The 17449-nt window shown below is 75.7% G+C and carries 17 protein-coding genes; 11 read left to right on the top strand and 6 right to left on the bottom strand.

The window, feature by feature from the left end:
* Positions 1–21: 21 nt before the first annotated feature.
* Positions 22–1224 carry a cytochrome P450 gene (locus tag JKP76_RS04745; protein ID WP_200489767.1) on the bottom strand — a complete coding sequence of 401 codons (1203 nt, stop codon included), beginning with the start codon at positions 1222–1224 and terminating at the stop codon, positions 22–24.
* A complete protein-coding gene (locus tag JKP76_RS04740; protein ID WP_200489766.1) occupies positions 1221–3044 on the bottom strand; it encodes an NAD(P)/FAD-dependent oxidoreductase in 1824 nt (607 codons plus the stop codon). The genes JKP76_RS04745 and JKP76_RS04740 overlap by 4 nt, the downstream gene beginning before the upstream one ends.
* A gap of 163 nt (positions 3045–3207) precedes the next feature.
* On the opposite strand from JKP76_RS04740, the gene JKP76_RS04735 reads away from it, so the two are divergent.
* The 6 genes from JKP76_RS04735 to nhaA are packed head-to-tail and all read left to right on the top strand — an operon-like array spanning position 3208 to position 11210.
* Positions 3208–4125, top strand: coding sequence for an aldose epimerase (locus JKP76_RS04735; RefSeq protein WP_200489765.1), 918 nt, complete (start codon positions 3208–3210; stop codon positions 4123–4125).
* A gap of 1 nt (position 4126) precedes the next feature.
* Entirely contained in the window at positions 4127–4852 is a 726-nt protein-coding gene (locus JKP76_RS23255; RefSeq protein WP_200489764.1) for an MOSC domain-containing protein, read from the top strand.
* A 5-nt stretch (positions 4853–4857) separates the two neighbouring features.
* The gene (locus JKP76_RS04725) at positions 4858–5073 is read left to right on the top strand and encodes an RNA-binding S4 domain-containing protein (RefSeq protein ID WP_200489763.1); all 216 of its coding nucleotides are present in this window, start codon (positions 4858–4860) and stop codon (positions 5071–5073) included.
* 53 nt (positions 5074–5126) lie between these two features.
* Complete coding sequence (locus JKP76_RS04720; protein ID WP_200489762.1) at positions 5127–6566, top strand: RNB domain-containing ribonuclease; 1440 nt, start codon at positions 5127–5129, stop codon at positions 6564–6566.
* A complete protein-coding gene (locus JKP76_RS04715; RefSeq protein ID WP_200489761.1) occupies positions 6563–7759 on the top strand; it encodes a pyridoxal phosphate-dependent aminotransferase in 1197 nt (398 codons plus the stop codon). Before JKP76_RS04720 ends, JKP76_RS04715 begins: the two co-directional genes overlap by 4 nt.
* Positions 7760–7799: 40 nt before the next feature.
* On the top strand, positions 7800–11210 hold the full coding sequence (gene nhaA, locus JKP76_RS04705) for a Na+/H+ antiporter NhaA (RefSeq protein WP_309232844.1): 3411 nt from the start codon (positions 7800–7802) through the stop codon (positions 11208–11210).
* A 2-nt stretch (positions 11211–11212) separates the two neighbouring features.
* Here the strand turns inward: nhaA and JKP76_RS04700 are convergent, their stop codons facing one another.
* Positions 11213–11998, bottom strand: a complete 786-nt coding sequence (locus JKP76_RS04700) for a DUF2382 domain-containing protein (RefSeq protein WP_200489759.1) — start codon at positions 11996–11998, stop codon at positions 11213–11215.
* Positions 11999–12130: 132 nt separating this feature from the next.
* On the opposite strand from JKP76_RS04700, the gene JKP76_RS23250 reads away from it, so the two are divergent.
* The gene (locus JKP76_RS23250; RefSeq protein ID WP_200489758.1) at positions 12131–13681 is read left to right on the top strand and encodes a CYTH and CHAD domain-containing protein; all 1551 of its coding nucleotides are present in this window, start codon (positions 12131–12133) and stop codon (positions 13679–13681) included.
* Positions 13682–13717: 36 nt separating this feature from the next.
* Here JKP76_RS23250 and JKP76_RS04690 read toward each other — a convergent pair whose 3' ends face one another.
* The gene (locus JKP76_RS04690; RefSeq protein ID WP_200489757.1) at positions 13718–14278 is read right to left on the bottom strand and encodes a TetR/AcrR family transcriptional regulator; all 561 of its coding nucleotides are present in this window, start codon (positions 14276–14278) and stop codon (positions 13718–13720) included.
* Positions 14279–14388: 110 nt separating this feature from the next.
* Between JKP76_RS04690 and JKP76_RS04685 the strand changes: the two genes are divergently transcribed.
* From JKP76_RS04685 to JKP76_RS04675, 3 genes are all read left to right on the top strand, one after another.
* Positions 14389–14844, top strand: a complete 456-nt coding sequence (locus JKP76_RS04685) for an SRPBCC domain-containing protein (protein WP_200489756.1) — start codon at positions 14389–14391, stop codon at positions 14842–14844.
* Between the two features lie 159 nt (positions 14845–15003).
* On the top strand, positions 15004–15279 hold the full coding sequence (locus tag JKP76_RS04680; protein WP_309230037.1) for a GlsB/YeaQ/YmgE family stress response membrane protein: 276 nt from the start codon (positions 15004–15006) through the stop codon (positions 15277–15279).
* Between the two features lie 37 nt (positions 15280–15316).
* The gene (locus tag JKP76_RS04675) at positions 15317–15583 is read left to right on the top strand and encodes a GlsB/YeaQ/YmgE family stress response membrane protein (protein ID WP_200489755.1); all 267 of its coding nucleotides are present in this window, start codon (positions 15317–15319) and stop codon (positions 15581–15583) included.
* A 26-nt stretch (positions 15584–15609) separates the two neighbouring features.
* Here the strand turns inward: JKP76_RS04675 and JKP76_RS04670 are convergent, their stop codons facing one another.
* Positions 15610–16248, bottom strand: a complete 639-nt coding sequence (locus JKP76_RS04670; protein ID WP_200489754.1) for an MBL fold metallo-hydrolase — start codon at positions 16246–16248, stop codon at positions 15610–15612.
* Positions 16249–16307: 59 nt separating this feature from the next.
* Between JKP76_RS04670 and JKP76_RS04665 the strand changes: the two genes are divergently transcribed.
* The gene (locus tag JKP76_RS04665) at positions 16308–16583 is read left to right on the top strand and encodes a hypothetical protein (RefSeq protein WP_309230035.1); all 276 of its coding nucleotides are present in this window, start codon (positions 16308–16310) and stop codon (positions 16581–16583) included.
* Here the strand turns inward: JKP76_RS04665 and JKP76_RS04660 are convergent, their stop codons facing one another.
* Complete coding sequence (locus JKP76_RS04660) at positions 16584–17375, bottom strand: enoyl-CoA hydratase-related protein (RefSeq protein ID WP_200489753.1); 792 nt, start codon at positions 17373–17375, stop codon at positions 16584–16586.
* Between the last annotated feature and the right edge of the window lie 74 nt (positions 17376–17449).

Below are 17449 nucleotides of genomic sequence, written 5' to 3'. Positions count from 1 at the left end.
AGTGTGCAGATCTCGCGGAGGTCAGGGGAGGAGGACCTCGACCGTGGCCGGGCCGCGCAGGATGCGGTTCGGCTTGTAGGTGAGCTCGCCCAGGCGGGCGCCGTCCATCCGGCGGGCCAGCGCCTGCAGCGCGACCCGGCCCTCCAGCCGGGCCAGCGGCGCGCCCAGGCAGTAGTGGGCGCCGATGCTGAACGCCAGGTGCGGGCTGGTGCGGGTCGGGTCCATGCGCAGCGGGTCGGGGTGCTGACGCGGGTCCCGGCCCGCGGCGGCGATGAGCAGCACCACCCGGCCGCCGGCGCGGACCACGCCTCCGGGCACCTCGAGGTCCTCGAGCACGGTGCGGCCGGTCATCTGCACCGGCGGGTCCAGCCGCAGCACCTCCTCGACGAAGCCCGCGGCGGTCTTCTCGTCGGCGGCCACCTGCGCGCGCAGCTCGTCGTCCCGGAGCAGCGCGAGGGTGCCGTTGGCGATCAGGTTGACGGTCGTCTCGTGCCCGGCGACCAGCAGCAGCTGGGCGGTGTTGAGCAGCTCGTCGGTGGTCAGCCGGTCGCCCTCGTGCTCGATCTGCACCAGCGCGCTGAGCAGGTCGTCCCGCGGATCGGCCCGCCGCTCGGCGCACAGGGCGGTGAAGTACGCGCGGAACTCGTCCCCGGCGTGCCGCCGCTCCCGGGCGTCGTCGGGGTGCTCGGTCATCGGCCCGTCGTCCAGGCTCTTGGCCAGCACGTCCGACCAGCCGGCGAACCGCACGTGGTCGGCCTCGGGGACGCCGAGCATCCGGCTGATCACGGTGACCGGCAGCGGGTAGGCGATCGCCCCGACGACCTCGAACCGGTCGTCCGCGACCGCGGCGTCGAGCAGGTCCTCGGCGAGCTTCTCGACCATCGGGGTCAGCTCGGCGACGGTCCGCGGGGTGAACGCCTTGCTGACCAGCCGCCGCAGCCGGGTGTGGTCCGGCGGGTCGAGGAAGAGGAAGCTGCGCTGCCGGTCCAGGCGGGCGAGCTCCTCGGGCGGCAGGGTGGCGGCGACCTCCTGCCACTGGCGGCTGTTCTTCCGGTCGACGCTGACCACGGGCGAGCGCAGGACGGCGTCGCAGTGGGCGTGCTGGGTGAGCAGCGCCATGGAGCCGTCGGGAGCCACCAGCGGGCCGCCGTCGAGCAGCTGCTGCCAGAGCGGGTACGGGTCCGCGACGTCGATGCCGCGGACCAGGTTCTCCAGATCCGTCACCGGAACATCAGCCCCTCGAAGTCGCCGGAGGAGCGCCAGCCCTCCAGGTAGGTGAAGTAGGCGGCCGCCCCGGCGGGGTAGCCGACGTTGAGCTTGGCGCGCAGGCCGGCGTCCCGGCCCTCGTTGTTGTAGTAGCCCGGCGTGCAGTCGGGCGAGCCGATCACGCCCCGCCCGGGGTGCGTGAGCAGCAGCTCGACCCACGCCTGCTCGGCCTCGGCGGTCACCTCGACCTCGCGCGCGCCGGTGTCCAGGGCGTGCCGCACGATCGCCGCGATGGTGCGCCCGGACTCGGTCAGGTTGTGCGGGACGTTGCTGATCAGGTTGGCGCCCTGGGTGGGCTGGACGACGAACAGGTTCGGGAACCCGTGCACGTGGGTGCCGTGCAGCGTGCGCATGCCGTCGGCCCAGCGCTCGGACAGCCGGGCGCCGTCCCGCCCGGTGACGTCGTAACCCGCCCGCTGCGTGTAGTCGGTGCCCACCTCGAAGCCCGAGGCGTAGATGATGCAGTCGACCTCGTACTCGCGGCCGTTCGCGACCACGCCGTCCTCGGTGATCCGCTCGACGCCCTTGCCGTCGGTGTGCACGAGGTGGGTGCCCGGGCGGTTGTAGGCGTCGAGGTACTCGTCGTGGAAGCAGGGCCGCTTGCACAGCTGCCGGTACCAGGCCTTGAGCCCCTCGGCGGTCTCCGGATCGGCGACGACGGCGTCGACGCGGGCGCGGATCTCCTCCATCTTCTCGACGTCCGCGTCCTCCATGGCCGCCTGCATGCCGGCCAGGGTCTGCTCCTCGGGCGGCAGCGAGAGCACGCGCTCGCGCATGCGCCGGGCCAGGTCGGTCCAGCCGTCCATCACCAGGTCCTCGCCGTCGCCGGCGCCGGTCTGGGTGGCGGTGAAGTTCTCCAGCCAGCGCCGCTGCCAGCCCGGTGTGGCGATGGAGGCGAACCACTCGGGGTCGATCGGCCCGTTGCCGCGCACGTCGACCGACGACGGCGTGCGCTGGAAGACGTAGAGCTCGGCGCAGGCGCCGGCCAGGTGCGGCACCGCCTGCACGGCGGTCGCGCCGGTGCCGATGAGCGCGACCCGCTTGTCGGCCAGGCGGTCCAGCGGCGCACCGGAGGCGTCGCCGCCGGTGTAGGCGTAGTCCCACCGGCTGGTGTGGAAGCTGTGGCCACCGAACGTGGTGATGCCCGGGATGCCGGGGAGCTTCGGCACGTGCAGCGGGCCGGTGCCCATGGCGAGGAACTGCGCGGTGAAGGCGTCACCGCGGTCGGTGCGCACGATCCAGCGGGCGGCCGCGGCGTCCCACTCGAGGTCGGTGACCTCGGTGTGGAACAGCGCGTCGTCGTACAGGCCGTAGTGCTTCCCGATGCGCTGGCAGTGCTCGAGGATCTCCGGCGCGTGCGCGTACTTCTCGGTCGGCACGTGGCCGGTCTCCTCGAGCAGCGGCATGTAGATCAGCGACGCGGTGTCGCACTGGGCGCCGGGGTAGCGGTTCCAGTACCAGGTGCCGCCGAAGTCCCCGCCCTTCTCGACGATCCGCACCGGGACGCCGGCCTCGGCCAGCCGCGCGCCGGTGACCAGCCCGGCGAAGCCGCCGCCGATGAAGGCGACGGTCACGTGGTCGGTCTTCGGCGCGCGCTCCGTCCGCGGGGTGTACGGGTCGGTGAGGTACCCGGCGAGCTCGCCGGTGAGCCGCAGGTACTGGTCGTTGCCGTCGGCCCGCAGCCGCTTGTCGCGCTCCTCGAGGTACTTGCGGCGGACCGCCTCCTTGTCGATCGGCGTTCCGTCCGGGCGCACCGGCCCTCGGGTCGACGTCGTCATCCAGGCGTTCCCTCCGCGAACGGGCCCCGCGGCCCGGGCGACCGGCGCGGCCCTGCTGTGCGCCGCACCACACTCGCCCGAACACTCTCACGGCGCGGAGTTGCCGTCACCAACCACCACGACCGACGCCCTCTCGGCACCGGTTCTGTGGTGAGGTGACCGCATGCCCGACATCTGGCCCGCGTCCGAGCCGCGCGAGGTGGAGCTGACGGCGGGGGACGCCACCCTCGCGATCGATCTCCGGGGCGGCACGCTGCGCCGGCTGGCCGTGGGCGGCTGGGAGGTGTTCGACGGCTATCCGGCCGGCGGCACGCTCCCGGGCCGCCGCGGCGGGGTCCTGCTGCCGTGGCCGAACCGGATCCGCGACGGTCGCTGGACGTGGGAGGGTGAGGAGCTGCAGCTCGAGGTCGCCTCGCCGGAGACGCCGAACGCCCAGCACGGCCTGGTCACCTGGCAGCCGTGGGACGTGCTGGCGAGCACGGCGGACACCGCCACGGTCGGGACGACGGTGCTGCCGCGCCCCGGCTACCCGTTCCGGCTGGCCGCCGCGGTGGACGTCGCGCTGACCGCGGACCGGCTCGCGGTGACCCTGCGGGTGCGCAACGACGGCGACCGCCGCGCCCCCTTCGGCGCCGGCTTCCACCCCTACTTCTCCGTGGGCGCCACCGAGGACGGCGGCATCGCCGACGCCGAGGTCGAGCTGCCGGGCCGCACCGAGCTGGTCGTCGACGGCGGCCTGCCGACGGGGGAGCGCCGCGCGTTCGACGGCGCGGTCGGCCGGATCGGCGAGCGCGCGTTCGACACCCCGCTCACCGACCTGGACCGGGACGCCGACGGCTGGGCGCGCACCCGCCTGCGCGGCGCCGAGGGGGAGCTGGAGCTCGCCGTCGACGAGGCGTGGCCGTGGCTGCTGGTCTACAGCGGCGACACGCTGCCGGACGGTCAGCGGCGGCGCAGCCTGGCGCTGGAGCCGATGAGCTGCCCGGCGAACGCGCTGGCCGACGGCGTGGACGTCGTCGTCCTCGAGCCGGGGGAGACCTGGGCCGGCACGTGGACGGTGGCCTGGACCCCGGCGGGCTGAGGTGCGCGTCCTCGAGCTCTGGCGCTACCCGGTCAAGTCGCTGCAGGGCGAGCTGCTCGGCGAGACGCACGTGGGCCCGCTGGGCATCCCGCGGGACCGCGGCTGGGCGCTGTTCGACCGCGACACCGGCCTCGGGCTGACCGCGCGCCGGGTGCCCGAGCTGCTGTTCGGCGCGGCCCGCGTCACCGCTGACGGCGGGGTGGAGGTCGTGCTGCCCGACGGCACGGTCACCGCCGACGAGCGGGTGCTGTCGGACTGGCTGGGCCGAAGGGTCGAGCTGCGCGCGGCGACCGAGAACGACGGCGCCGCGCCCACCTACGAGGACCCGGGCGACGAGACCCCGGACGGCCCGGTCGAGTGGGCGCAGTGGCAGGGCGCCACCGGCCCGTTCCACGACAGCCCGCGGATCCGCCTCTCCCTGGTCTCGACCGGCACCCTGGGCGGCTGGGACCGGCGGCGGTTCCGGGCCAACGTGCTGCTCGACGGCGCGGGGGAGGACGACCTGCGCGGGGAGGAGCTCTCCCTCGGCGAGCTGGGCCTGCGCATCGGCGCCCCCATCGCCCGCTGCGTGATGACCACCCGCCCGCAGCCCGGCGGGCTGGAGCGGGACACCTCGGTGCTCAAGACGATCCACCGCGAGCGGGACGGGATGCTGGCCGTCCGCGCGGCGATCACGCAGCCGGGCCGGGTCCGGGTCGGCGACGTCCTGGGGCCGGCGGCAGACTGACCGGCATGCGGACCGTCGACCTGCGACCCGGTGAGGACACCATCCGGCTCGGGCAGCTGCTCAAGCTCGTCGACGCCGTCCCGACCGGCGCGCAGGTCAAGGACGTGCTCGCCACGACCGACATCCGGGTCAACGGCGAGGCCGAGGACCGGCGCGGCCGGCAGCTGCGCGCGGGCGACGTCGTCTCCATCGAGGGCTTCGGGGACGTCCGCGTCCGCTGACCGGTTCCACGTGGAACCTCCCGCGGTCGCGGCCGCTCTGCCAGGCTGAGCGCATGGTCCGCGCCCCGCTCCGCGTCCCCCGCTGGCCGGCCGCGGCACCGGAGTGCCCGGACTTCGCGGCGATCCGGGCCGAGTTCGAGGTGCCCGAGGAGTTCCCCGCGGCGGTCCTGGCCGAGGCCGGGCGGCGGGCGGCACAGCCCCGGCTGCCCGAGCTGGACGCGACCGACGTCCCGCTGGTCACCCTCGACCCGGTCGGCAGCCGCGACCTCGACCAGGCCGTCCACCTGGCGGCGCGCGGCGACGGCTACCGGGTCAGCTACGCGATCGCCGACGTCGGCGCGGTGGTCGACCTCGGTGGCGCCCTGGACGGCGAGGCCCGCCGCCGCGGCCAGACGCTGTACAGCCCCGACCGCCGGACGCCGCTGCACCCGCCGGTGCTGAGCGAGGGCGCGGCCAGCCTGCTGCCCGGTGAGCTCCGCGCGGCCGCGCTGTGGACGATGGACCTGGACGCCGACGGCGAGCCGGTGCGGGTGGACCTGCGCCGCGCCCGCGTCCGCAGCCGGGCGCAGCTGGACTACCCGGCCGTGCAGGCGCAGGCCGACGCCGGCACCCTGCCCGAGCCGCTGGCCCTGCTGCCGGCCGTCGGCGCGCTGCTGCAGCGGCGGGCCGTCGAGCGCGGCGCGATCGAGCTCGGCACCCCCGACCAGGAGGTCGAGGCGGCGGCGGGCGGCGGCTGGACGCTGGCGCTGCGCGGCGAGCTGCCGGTCGAGGGCTGGAACGCCGAGATCTCGCTGCTCACCGGCCGCTGCGCCGCGACGCTAATGCTCGAGGGCGGCGTCGGGCTGCTGCGGACCCTCCCACCGGCGCAGCCGGCGGACGTCGAGCGGCTCCGGCGGCTCGCGCCGGCGCTCGGCGTCGACTGGCCGGCGGGTGCGCTGCCCGGGGAGGTCATCGGCGGCCTGGACGCCGCGCGCCCCGGGCACGCGGCGTTCCTGGAGGAGGCGGTCACCCTGCTGCGGGGCGCGGCCTACACGGCGTTCGACGGCGGCGCAGCGCCCGATCAGCCCGGCCACGGCGGTGTCGGCGCCCCCTACGCGCACGTCACCGCACCGCTGCGCCGGCTGGTCGACCGGTTCGGCACGGAGGTCTGCCTCGCGCTGGCGGCCGGGCTCCCGCCGTCGGACGAGCTGCGCGCGGCGCTGCCCGAGCTCCCCGCGCTCATGGCTGCCTCGGACCGGCGGACCCGCGACGTCGAGCGCGCGGTCATCGACGCCACCGAGGCGTGGCTGCTGCGCGGCCGGGAGGGCGCGACCTTCACCGCCGTCGTCGTCGACGCCGAGGACGGCCGGGGCACGGTGGTCCTCGACGACCTGGCGATCCGCGGCCGCTGCACCGGGGAGGGCCTGCGGCCCGGCACTCGGATCCGCGTCCGGCTGGAGCAGGCCGACGTCACCGGGCGCACCGTCCGGTTCACCGCGGTGGGCGCGCCGTGACCCGCACCCCGTACCTCGCCGACCGCCTCCAGGGCTTCGGGACGACGGTCTTCGCCGAGATGAGCGCGCTCGCCGTGGCCACCGGCTCGATCAACCTGGGCCAGGGCTTCCCCGACTACCCCGGCCCGCCGGAGGTGCTCGAGGTCGCCCGGGCCGCCATCGGCACCGCCGCCGACCAGTACCCGCCGGGCCCCGGCACCCCGGAGCTGCGGACGGCGATCAGCGAGCACCGGCAGCGGTTCACCGGCACGGCCTACGACCCGGACACCGAGGTGCTGGTCACCGTGGGCGCCACCGAGGCGCTGGCCGCGGCCATGCTGGCGCTGGTCGAGCCCGGCGACGAGGTGGTGCTGCTGGAGCCGGTCTACGACAGCTACTCGGCGTCGATCGCGATGGCCGGCGGCGTGCTGCGCCCGGTGCCGCTCACCGCGCCCGCCGCCGGTGGCGGGCACTGGGCGTTCGACCCCGCCGACGTGCGGGCGGCGATCACCCCGCGCACCCGCCTGCTGCTGCTCAACACCCCGCACAACCCCACCGGCACGGTGCTGACCGGCGAGGAGTCGGCGTTCCTCGCCGAACTGGCGGTCGAGCACGACCTGCTGGTGCTCACTGACGAGGTCTACGAGCACCTGGTGTTCGACGGTGCCCGGCACATCTCGCCGGCCACCCTGCCGGGCATGCGCGAGCGCACGCTCGTGGTGAGCAGCGCGGGGAAGACGTTCAACGTGACCGGCTGGAAGGTGGGCTGGATCTGCGGGCCCGCGCCGCTGGTCACCGCCGTCCGCACCGCGAAGCAGTTCCTCACCTACGTCAACGCCGGGCCGTTCCAGCCGGCGGTGGCGGCCGGGCTGCGGCTGCCCGACGCGTACTTCGCGGGCGCGGCCCGCGACCTGCAGTACCGCCGGGACGTGCTGGTGGCCGGGCTGCGCGCGGCCGGCCTGCCGGTGATCAGCCCGGAGGCGACCTACTTCGCGACGGTCGACGTCCGCGGCGTGCAGCCCGACGGCGACGGCCTGGCGTTCTGCCGGGCGCTGCCCGCCCGCGCCGGGGTCGTGGCCGTGCCGTCCGGGGTGTTCTACACCGCGGAGCACGCGCACCTGGGCCGGCACCTGGTCCGGTTCGCGTTCTGCAAGGCCGATGCCGTGCTCGGCGAGGCGGTCGAGCGGCTCGCCGCGATGGGGAGGCCGGCATGAGGGGCATAAATGGCCATTTCTGCCCCGGGGGAGGGTGGGCGTGAGGATCGCGGCGGTGCAGCACGACATCGTCTGGGAGGACCGGGCGGCGAACGTCGCCCGGCTGACGCCGCAGGTCGCCCGCGCGGCGGCGGCCGGCGCCGAGCTGGTGGTGCTGTCGGAGACCTTCTCGACCGGCTTCTCCATGACCCCGGGCATCGGTGAGCCCGAGGGTGGCCCGTCGGCCACGTTCCTGGCCGAGCAGGCGGCTGCCCACGGCATCTGGGTCGGCGGCAGCTGCCCGGAGATCGCCGAGGACCACCCGCTCCCCTACAACTCCTTCGTGCTGGCCGGCCCGGACGGCACGGTGCACCGGTACCGCAAGCTGCACCCGTTCACCCACGGCGGCGAGCACGAGCGCTTCCGCGCCGGCGAGGGCCCGCTGACCGTGACCATCGGCGGCCTGCGCATCACCCCCTTCGTCTGCTACGACCTGCGCTTCGCCGACGTGTTCTGGCGCGCGGCGCCGGAGACCGACGTCTACCTGGTCACCGCCAACTGGCCGGCGGCCCGGCGGCTGCACTGGACGGCGCTGCTCCAGGCCCGCGCCATCGAGAACCAGGCCTACGTCGTCGGCTGCAACCGGGTCGGCACTGCCGGGGACGGCACCGAGCATGCCGGCGACAGCCGCATCATCGGACCGACCGGTGAGCTGCTGGCGACGGCGGCCGGCGTCGAAACCCTCGTGCTCGCCGACGTCGACGCCGCCGAGGTCCGCCGCCACCCGCGAGCGGTTCAGGTTCCTGCCGGACCGGCGGGAACAGGACGGCGGGTCCGGCGCGCTGCCCGCGTCGTGAGCACCCCCGCCGACGGCGCCAGCCGGTCCCGCAGCGTCCACCTCGGCGGCCAGCTGTCCGGCTCCGTGCGGCGGCTGATCTCCTCCGGTCTGGCCGGCGCGGCCCTGCTCGTCCTCGCCACGGTCCTCGCGCTGCTCTGGGCGAACTCGCCGTGGGGCGGCTCCTACGACCGGCTGTGGGACACCGAGTTCGCCGTCCGGCTCGGGGACGCCGGCATCACCCAGGACCTGCGGCACTGGGTGAACGACGGCCTGATGGTGTTCTTCTTCTTCCTCATCGGCATGGAGGTCCGCCGCGAGCTGTCGATGGGCGAGCTGGCCCAGCGCAGCCGGCTCACCGTGCCCGCGCTGGCCGCCGTCGGCGGGCTCGCCGTCCCGGCGCTGATCTTCTACGCGTTCAACGCCGGGGGCCCGGGCGCGCACGGCTGGGGCATCCCGATCGCGACGGACACCGCGTTCGTGCTGGGCGCGCTGGCCGTCTTCGGCCGGCACTTCCCCATCCAATTGCGTGTCTTCCTGCTCTCGCTGTCCGTCGTCGACGACATCGGCGCGCTGTCGGTGATCGCGGTCTTCTACACCGACGACCTGGACCTCGGTGCCCTCGCCGTGGCCGGGCTGTGCGTGCTGGTGTTCATCGGGCTGTCCAAGCTGCAGGTCTGGCGCGGGCCGGCCTACTTCGCCGTCGGCGTCGTCATGTGGGTGGCGATGCACGAGTCCGGCGTGCACGCGACCATCGGCGGCGTCGTCCTCGGCCTGCTGGTCAGCGCCTACCCGCCGCGTCGGGACGAGGTGGAGCAGGCCGGCGTCCTCACCCGCGCCTTCCGGCAGTCGCCCGACCCGGGCATCGCGCGGCAGGCGAAGCTGTCGGTCGAGCGCGCCGTCTCGCCCAACGAGCGGATCGGCGCGGTCCTCGTCCCGTGGACCACCTACCTCGTCGTCCCGGTGTTCGCGCTGGCCAACGCCGGGGTGCGGGTGGACGCCGAGCTGCTGGAGCGGGCGGTGACCTCGCCGGTCACGCTCGGCGTCTTCACCGGCCTCGTCGTCGGCAAGCTGCTGGGTGTGGGGCTGGCGGCCACGCTGGCCGTGAAGCTGAAGCTCGGCCCGCTGCCCCGCGGCGTCACCCTCGGCGCGGTGTGGGGCGGCGCCGCGCTCACCGGCCTCGGGTTCACCGTCTCGCTGTTCGTCACCGACCTGGCCTTCGACGACGAGGCGATGCGCGAGGAGGCGACCATCGGCATCCTCGCCGCCGCGGTGGTCTCCACCCTCCTGGGCGCTCTGGTCTTCCGGCTGCTGGGCCGCCGGACCTCCCCGGACGGACCGGCGCGGCCGACGCTGCTCGACCCCGCCGTCGACCACGTCCGCGGCCCGGTCGACGCGCCGCTCGTCCTCGTCGAGTACGGCGACGTGGAGTGCCCGTTCTGCGGCCGGGCCACGGGTGTGGTCGGCGAGCTGCGGCAGCGCTTCGCCGACGAGCTGCAGTACGTGTTCCGCCACCTCCCGCTGGTCGACGTGCACCCGCACGCCGAGCTCGCCGCCGAGGCGGCCGAGGCCGCCGGCGCCCAGGGCGCGTTCTGGGCGATGCACGACCGGCTGTACGCCCACCAGGACCGGCTGGAGGCGGCCGACCTGCTCGAGCACGCCGCCGCGCTCGGCCTGGACCTGGAGCGCTTCACCCGCGAGCTGGGCGAGGCGACGCACGCCGCGCGCATCCGCGACGACGTCGCCAGCGCCGAGGCCAGCGGCGTCCGCGGCACCCCGACGTTCTTCGTCAACGGCGTCCGGCACGACGGGCCGACCACCACCGACGCGCTGGCCGCCGCCCTGCTCGAGACCGATCCGCGCGGCGCTCCGGCCGAGCGCCGGCCCCTCCCGCCGGCGCCGGCCGGCCCGCCGCCGTGGTCGCCGCCGGTACGGATGGACGCCGTCGCCGAGGTGGCCCGGCTGGACGGTGCCGCGGAGACCCCGGACGTCGACGGCTCCTCGCCGCGGCTGACCGACCGGCAGCTGGCGGTGCTGCGCCGCTACGGGCGGCGCCGGCCCACGGCGACCGGGGACGTGCTGGTGCGCGGCGGCAGCGCCGAGTGGGACTTCGTCGTCGTCCTGTCGGGGACGGTCGCCGTCGTCGAGGACGCCGACGGCGCCGACGAGGGGCCGCGCGTGGTCTCGGTCGTCGGCCCGCACCGCTTCCTCGGCGGGCTCAACATGCTCGCCGGGCAGCCCGCCGTCCGCTCGGTCGTCGGCGCGGCGCCCGGTGAGGTGCTGACCCTGACGGTGGACCGGCTGCGCGCCGCGATGGCCGGCGACCGGGAGCTCTCCCAGCTGATCACCCGCGCCCTGCTCATCCGGCGGGCCATGCTCATCGGCCGGGCTACCGGCATGCGGGTGCTCGGCGACCGCCGCTGGCCGGCCAGCGACCGGCTCCGCGACGTCCTGGCCGACCACGGCATCGGGCACACCTGGCTGGACCCGGCGGAGGACGCCGCGGCCCGGGCGATGCTCGACGAGCTCGAGCCGCCGGACGGCGTCCCGGTCGTGCTCGCCCCCGACGGCCGGGTGCTCGTCGACCCGAGCGGCGACGAGCTGCTGCGGGTGGCGGGCGGCCGGCCCCCCGGCTGAGGTCAGCGGCCGGCGCGCGGGGTCCGCTCCTCGTCGACGGCGATGCGCTCGCGCTGGACGGTGCCGGAGACCGTCTCCTGCCCCTCGACCAGCTCGGTGCGCAGCCGCACCCGCTCGACCGGCACCACCTCGACGCCGACGACGGGCCGCTCCGCGTGCAGCACCAGCTCGTCGGGCAGGCCCGCCGGCGCCGTGCGCCCCCCGTCGGGGGCCCCGCCGTCGAGGGACTCGCCCTCGGTCACCAGCTCGTCGTCTCCGCCGGCGTCCAGGGGCAGCTCCTCGATCCGGATCTCCTCGCGGCGGATCGGCACGGTCACCTGCACCTCCTCGGTGATCACGTACTTCACGACCCGCACGCGGCGGGCCGCCGTCCGCTCGGTGCCCACCCGGAGCTGCTCCTCGACGCGCACCATCCCGCCCTCGTCCGGCCGGGGCGCCTCGTCGTCCGGCTCCGCCCCGTCGGCGCCGGTGCTCTCCGCGAGCGCCCGGGCGTAGTGGGCGCGCAGCTCGGCCTCCTCCTCGAGGGAGAGGTGCTCGCCGCCCAGCCGCGGCGCGCGGGACACCGCGTCCGCCGGCACGCCCAGCTGCAGCCGACCGTCGGCGAAGGTGGCGTCCCCGGCCGGCGCCAGCGCCCGCCGGGTGCCCAGCAGTCCGCTGGCGATCGACACCCAGCTGGGCGCACCGGTGCGGTCGTCGTCGTAGAAGGTCTCCACGGTGCCGACCGGCTCGCCGTCGCTGCCGTAGGCGGTGCTGCCGATCGCCGCCGACACGTCTCGTTCGCTGACCATGGCCGACCTCCCGGGGCGCGGCGTCCCCTCGCGGGCGCCTGCGTCCCGGAGGCGTGCCCAGCGCACCGGGCCGGTGAACATGCGGGGGAGGACGGTCTCCGGCGCCCTCCCCGCCCGCCGTACGGTGCTCGGGTGGCCGCCGAGCAGCTCGAGATCGAGACGAAGTTCGACGTCCCGCTGACCTACGTCGTCCCCGAGCTCGCCGGGGTCGAGGGCGTGGCCTCGGCGGACGCGCCGGTCGAGCACCGGCTCGAGGCCCGGTACTTCGACACCGCCGACCTGCGGCTGGCCCGGGCCCGGATCACCCTGCGCCGGCGCACCGGGGGGACCGACGCCGGCTGGCACGTGAAGCTGCCCGCGACCGAGGGCGCCCGCAGGGAGCTGCACCAGCCCCTCGGCCGGGCGACCCGGCGCCCGCCCAAGGCGGTGACCGCGCCGTTGGCCGGCGTCCTCCGCTCGGCGGTCCCGGGCCCGGTGGCCCAGCTCCGCACCCGCCGGGTGGTCACCGTGCTGCGGGACGCCGACGGCCGCCCCCTCGCCGAGGTCGCCGACGACACGGTGAGCGCCACCCGGCTCAGCGGCCCCGACGGCACGGCCGAGGTGCGCAGCTGGCGGGAGGTCGAGGTCGAGCTGATCGAGGGGGACCGCGCGCTGCTCGGGCGGGTGGGGGAGCGCCTCGTCGCCGCGGGTGCCGCGACCACCGATCGGGCCTCCAAGCTGGCCCGGGCCCTCGGGCAGCACGACGAGCCCGAGCCGCCGGCGGACGAGCGGCCGGCGAAGCGGAAGAAGAAGGGGAAGGCGGCCCGGCCCGCCGGACCGTCCGCCGGCGAGGTGGCGCTGACCGCGCTGGCCGACGAGGTGCGCGCGCTCCAGCTGGCGGACGTCGGGCTGCGCACCGGTGCCGACGACGGCCTGCGCCGCATGCGGATCGCCTGCCGCCGGCTGCGCGGGCTGCTCGCCGCCTTCCGCCCGCTGGTCGACCGCACCGCCACCGACCCGCTGCGGGAGGAGCTCCGCTGGCTCGCCGCCCGGCTGTCGGAGGCGCGGGACGAGCAGGTGGCCTTCGCCGGGCTGCGCGCTTCCGTGGCGGAGCTGCCCCCGGAGCTGGTGCTGGGTCCGGTGGCCGCCCGGCTGCAGGCGAGCGAGATCGCCGCCGCGGAGCGCGGTCGCGCCCGGGCCGCGGACCTCGTGGCCGAGCGGCGGCACCTCGAGCTGCTCGACGCGCTGGACGCCCTGCTCGCCGCGCCGCCGCTCACGGCCCGGGCCTCGGGGCCCGCCGTGGAGGTGCTGCCCGCCGTGCTGCGGCGGGAGACCCGGCGGGTGCGCTCGGCCGCGGCGCACGCGACGACGCTGACCGATGCGGAGCGCACCGAGGAGCTGCACGCCGTCCGCCGCCGGGCCCGCCGGGCCCGGTTCACCGCGCAGGCCCTCGCGCCCGTGCTCGGCGATCCGGCCCGCGACGTCGCGCGGACGGCCAAGCGGACCCAGCGGCTGCTCGGCGCCCTCCAGGACCTCGTCGTCGTCGCGTCGCACGCGCGGCAGCTGGCCGTGAGCGCGCACGCCGCCGGTGAGCCCGGTTTCACCTACGGCCTGCTGCTGGGCCGCGCGGAGGAGCGCGCCCGCGACGCCGAGCGGGTGTTCGCCGAGCGCTGGCCGGCCCTCGCCGAACGCCTGGGCGGCTGACCCCGGCAGCCGGACCCGCGCCCGATCGGGCCCGGGTCAGCCGCCGAGCGCTCCGAACGCCTCGTCGAAGACCTCGTCCAGCTTCCGCTCGCCACCGCTGTCGGCCCAGGCCAGCAGGGCCGTGGTGAAGGCGGCCAGGTAGGCGCCGGCCTGCACGACCTCCGCGGTGCCCGACGTCGGCAGGGCGCCCACGATCATGCCGGCCGTCTCGCGCTCGAACTCCGCGGCGCGGCGTCGCAACGAGGGGGTGCCGGCGATGATCCGCCACCGCAGCAGCGTCTCCTCGTACTCGTCCGGCGGCATCGAGGCGAACCACAGCGGCGCGGCCCGGCGGATCTTCTCGCCCACCGACAGCTCGCCCGGCTGGCTCGCGAGCAACGCCTCCACCTGCTCGGCGGTGGGGAGCGCCATGATCAGGTGCTCCTTGCTCGGGTAGTGCGCGTAGAACGTCGGCACGGACACCGACGCCGCCGTCGCGATCTGCCCGACGCTGACCTGCTCGAAGCCGAAGTCCTCGAACAGGGCGAGGGCAGCGGTGAAGATGCGCCGGTGGGTGGCCGCCCACCGGCGTACCCGCCAGTCCTCTGTCCCGGTCATCGTTCGATGGTGCGGGTTGGGGAACGGATCTGCCAGCCGCCGCTCCGCCGTCTGACCTGCGGATCCGTGCTCGAGGGGGCACAGGGCTACCGGCGGGTACGGTCGGGCGCATGAGCACGGCGACCGGTACGCGCGAGGTGCCCGAGCCGCGGGCCGACGTCTGGCGCGCGCTGGCGGTCCTCCAGCCCTACTGCCCGGTCTGCGACGTCTCCTACGTGGTCGAGGGCAGCGGCCGGCGGACGACGTTCGTCGCCGTCGCCGGCCGGCTGGAGGGGGAGCCGCCCGCCGGGGCTCCCCGGGGCCGGATCGTCGAGTGGGTGCCCGGCCGGCAGGTCGGGACCGAGCTGGAGCTGACGCCCGAGACCTGGACGACGCGGATCGAGCTGGCCGACACCGCGACCGGTGGCACGCGGGTGACCATGACCGTCACCCACCGGCCCCGGCGGGGCAGCCGGCCGGCCCGCTGGCTGCTCGGCAGGGCGGCGCGCTCGATGGTGCGCCGCACGGTGGAGTCCGAGCTGGACAAGGTGCCGGCGCACGTGGCCCTGGTCGCCCGCGGCTCCTGACGGGCCCGGCCCGCGACACGGGCAGATCACGATCGGCGCCCGATCGGGCGAACGGTGCATCAGTGATCGACTCCGGGGGTACCGGCTCCTCCGTGCACCGGAGCCGCACCTGGCGTCGTGCCGGGACCGCGTGGACGGTCGAACAAGGGAGACATCGCCGTGCTGGTTGACATTCTGGGTTTGCTCGTCGTGGGCCTGGTCATCGGAGCGCTCGCTCGCCTCATCAAGCCGGGCAAGCAGCGGATGAGCATCGTCGCCACTCTGCTGCTGGGTGTGGTCGGCGCATTCATCGGTGGAGCGATTGGCGGTCTTTTCAACGACGAGACCGGCATCTTCGAGCTCAACGTCGTCGGCTTCATCATCGCCGTCATTGCTGCGGTCCTGCTAGTGGGTGTGGCCGAGGCCCTGTCGAACAGGAACCGCGCCGTTCGCTGACACCGCGCCCAACCGACAGCATCTGGAGGAGACAAGAATGATCGGCTTTCTCGTCGCCGGGCTCATCATCGGCGCCCTGGCCCGCCTCATCGTCCCGGGCAAGCAGCACCTCGGGATCCTGGCGACCCTCGCCCTGGGCCTGGTCGGCTCGCTGATCGGTGGCCTCATCGCCCAGGCCTTCAACAAGGGCGACATCTGGGAGCTCAACGTCACGGGCTTCGTGCTCGCGGTCATCGCCGCCGTGCTGCTCATCGGCGTGGCTGAGCGCATCTCCGCCGGCTCGAAGCGCGGCGCCGTCCGCTGACGCGCACCCGGGGGGCGCCGGCGGGCTCAGAGCTCGACGGTGTCCCCCGGGGCCAGCCGGCTGAACGGCGTGGGCGTCCCCGGCCCCCGTTCTCCCAGCAACCCGGTCACCACACCCAGGCCGGTGTCGTTGAGCAGCCCGTCGTGCACCGCGAACGCCTGGTCGGCGTGCACCGCCCGCACGTAGTCGATGAGGTCGGCCGTGCGCGACCACGGAGCGTGCATCGGCAGCAGGAGGGTCGCCACCGGCTCGTCCGGGACGGTCAGCGCGTCACCGGGGTGGAAGACCAGCCCGCCGACCAGGAACCCGATGTTGGCGATCCGCGGGATGTCCGGGTGGATCTCCGCGTGCAGCTCCCCGTGCACCCGCACCTCGACGCCGGCCACCGTGACGGCGTCGCCGTGGCCCACGACGTGCACCCGCCCGGCCGGCCCGTCGAGCTGGGCGGCCACCGACTTGTTGGTCCAGATCTCCAGCGCGGGGTCCGCCTCCAGCGCGGCCCGCAACCGGTCGGGGACGAAGTGGTCGGTGTGCTCGTGCGTCACGAGCACGGCCGAGGCGCCCTCCAGCGCGGCGTCCTCGGTGAAGGCCCCCGGGTCGATCACCAGCCGACGCTCGCCGTCGTCGAGGACGACGCACGCGTGGCCGTGCTTGGTCAGCTCCATGCCCGCATCCTGCCCCGGCCGGGGCTCCGGCGCGTGCCCTGGCGCCCTCCCCCTTCCGGGTGAGCGCGCCGCACCGGGCCGTCACCCCGCCCCGCGCGGGTGCCGACGTCCTCCGCATGATGCTGCAGACCACCGCGCACGCCGCTGCCCAGAGCCGCGCCCACGGCGCCACCGCCGCGCTCTGGCACGCCGTCGAGCTGCACCGGCCGGTGGCCGAGCTCGACGAGGCCTGCGAGCTCACCCTCTGCGGGTCGCTGGCGCGCGTGGACCGGTCGCAGGACTGGCCCCGCACGGGCGCCGACGTGTGCCCGGTGTGCGCCGTCCTCGCCCGCTGATCAGCGGCCGGTGAAGACCGGCGGCCGCTTGGCCAGGAACGCCTCGACCGCCTCCCGGTGGTCGGCGGCCCGGCCGGCGCCGGTCTGCAGCCGCGCCTCCAGCGCGAGCGTCTCCTCGAGCGAGTCGGTCGCCGCCGTCGCCAGGACGGTCTTGATCGCCCGGTAAGCCACCGTCGGGCCGGCCGCGAGCCGCGCGGCCAGCGCCCACGCCTCGGCGTGCACCTGCTCCGGCGGGACGACGCGGTGCACCAGCCCCCACTGCAGTGCCGTCTCGGCGAGGAACGGCTCGGGGAGGAGCAGCAGCTCGGCGGCGCGCGCCCCGCCCACGCAGTGCACCAGCCGTGAGGCCACCCCGGAGTCGCTGGACAGCGCGACGCCGGCGAACGCCGTGGTGATCTTCGCGCCGGCGGCGGCCACCCGGAGGTCACCGGTCAGCGCCAGGCCGAGGCCCGCGCCCGCGCACGCCCCGTTCATGCCGACGACGAGCGGCACCCGCAGCCCGGAGAGCGCCAGCACCAGGGGGTTGTACTCCTCGACGAGCACCGGCAGGGGGGCGTCGGGATCGCCCTCGGGCTCCTCGCCCGCCCGGCGCGCGCGCGACTCGTGGAGGTCCTGGCCCACGCAGAACGCGCGGCCGGTCCCGGTGAACAGCACCGCCCGCACCGACTCGTCGGCCTCGACGGCGCGGACGACCTCCAGCAGCTCCCGGCGCATCGTGGTGGACAACCCCGGGCGCAGCATGGTGATCGTGGCGACTCCCGCGGAGTCCTCCCTGGTCACAGTCTCGGGCATCGTCGTCCGCCTCTCGCGCGCAGTGGTCGGGCGGCCGGGCGCCCCTCGCCGCCCACCTTGTCACGACCGCACCC

This window comes from Blastococcus sp. TML/C7B (assembly GCF_016612845.1).
Taxonomy (GTDB): domain Bacteria; phylum Actinomycetota; class Actinomycetes; order Mycobacteriales; family Geodermatophilaceae; genus Blastococcus.
Note: the sequence above shows the minus strand (reverse complement) of the source record. Positions and strands in the feature narration are given on the sequence as shown.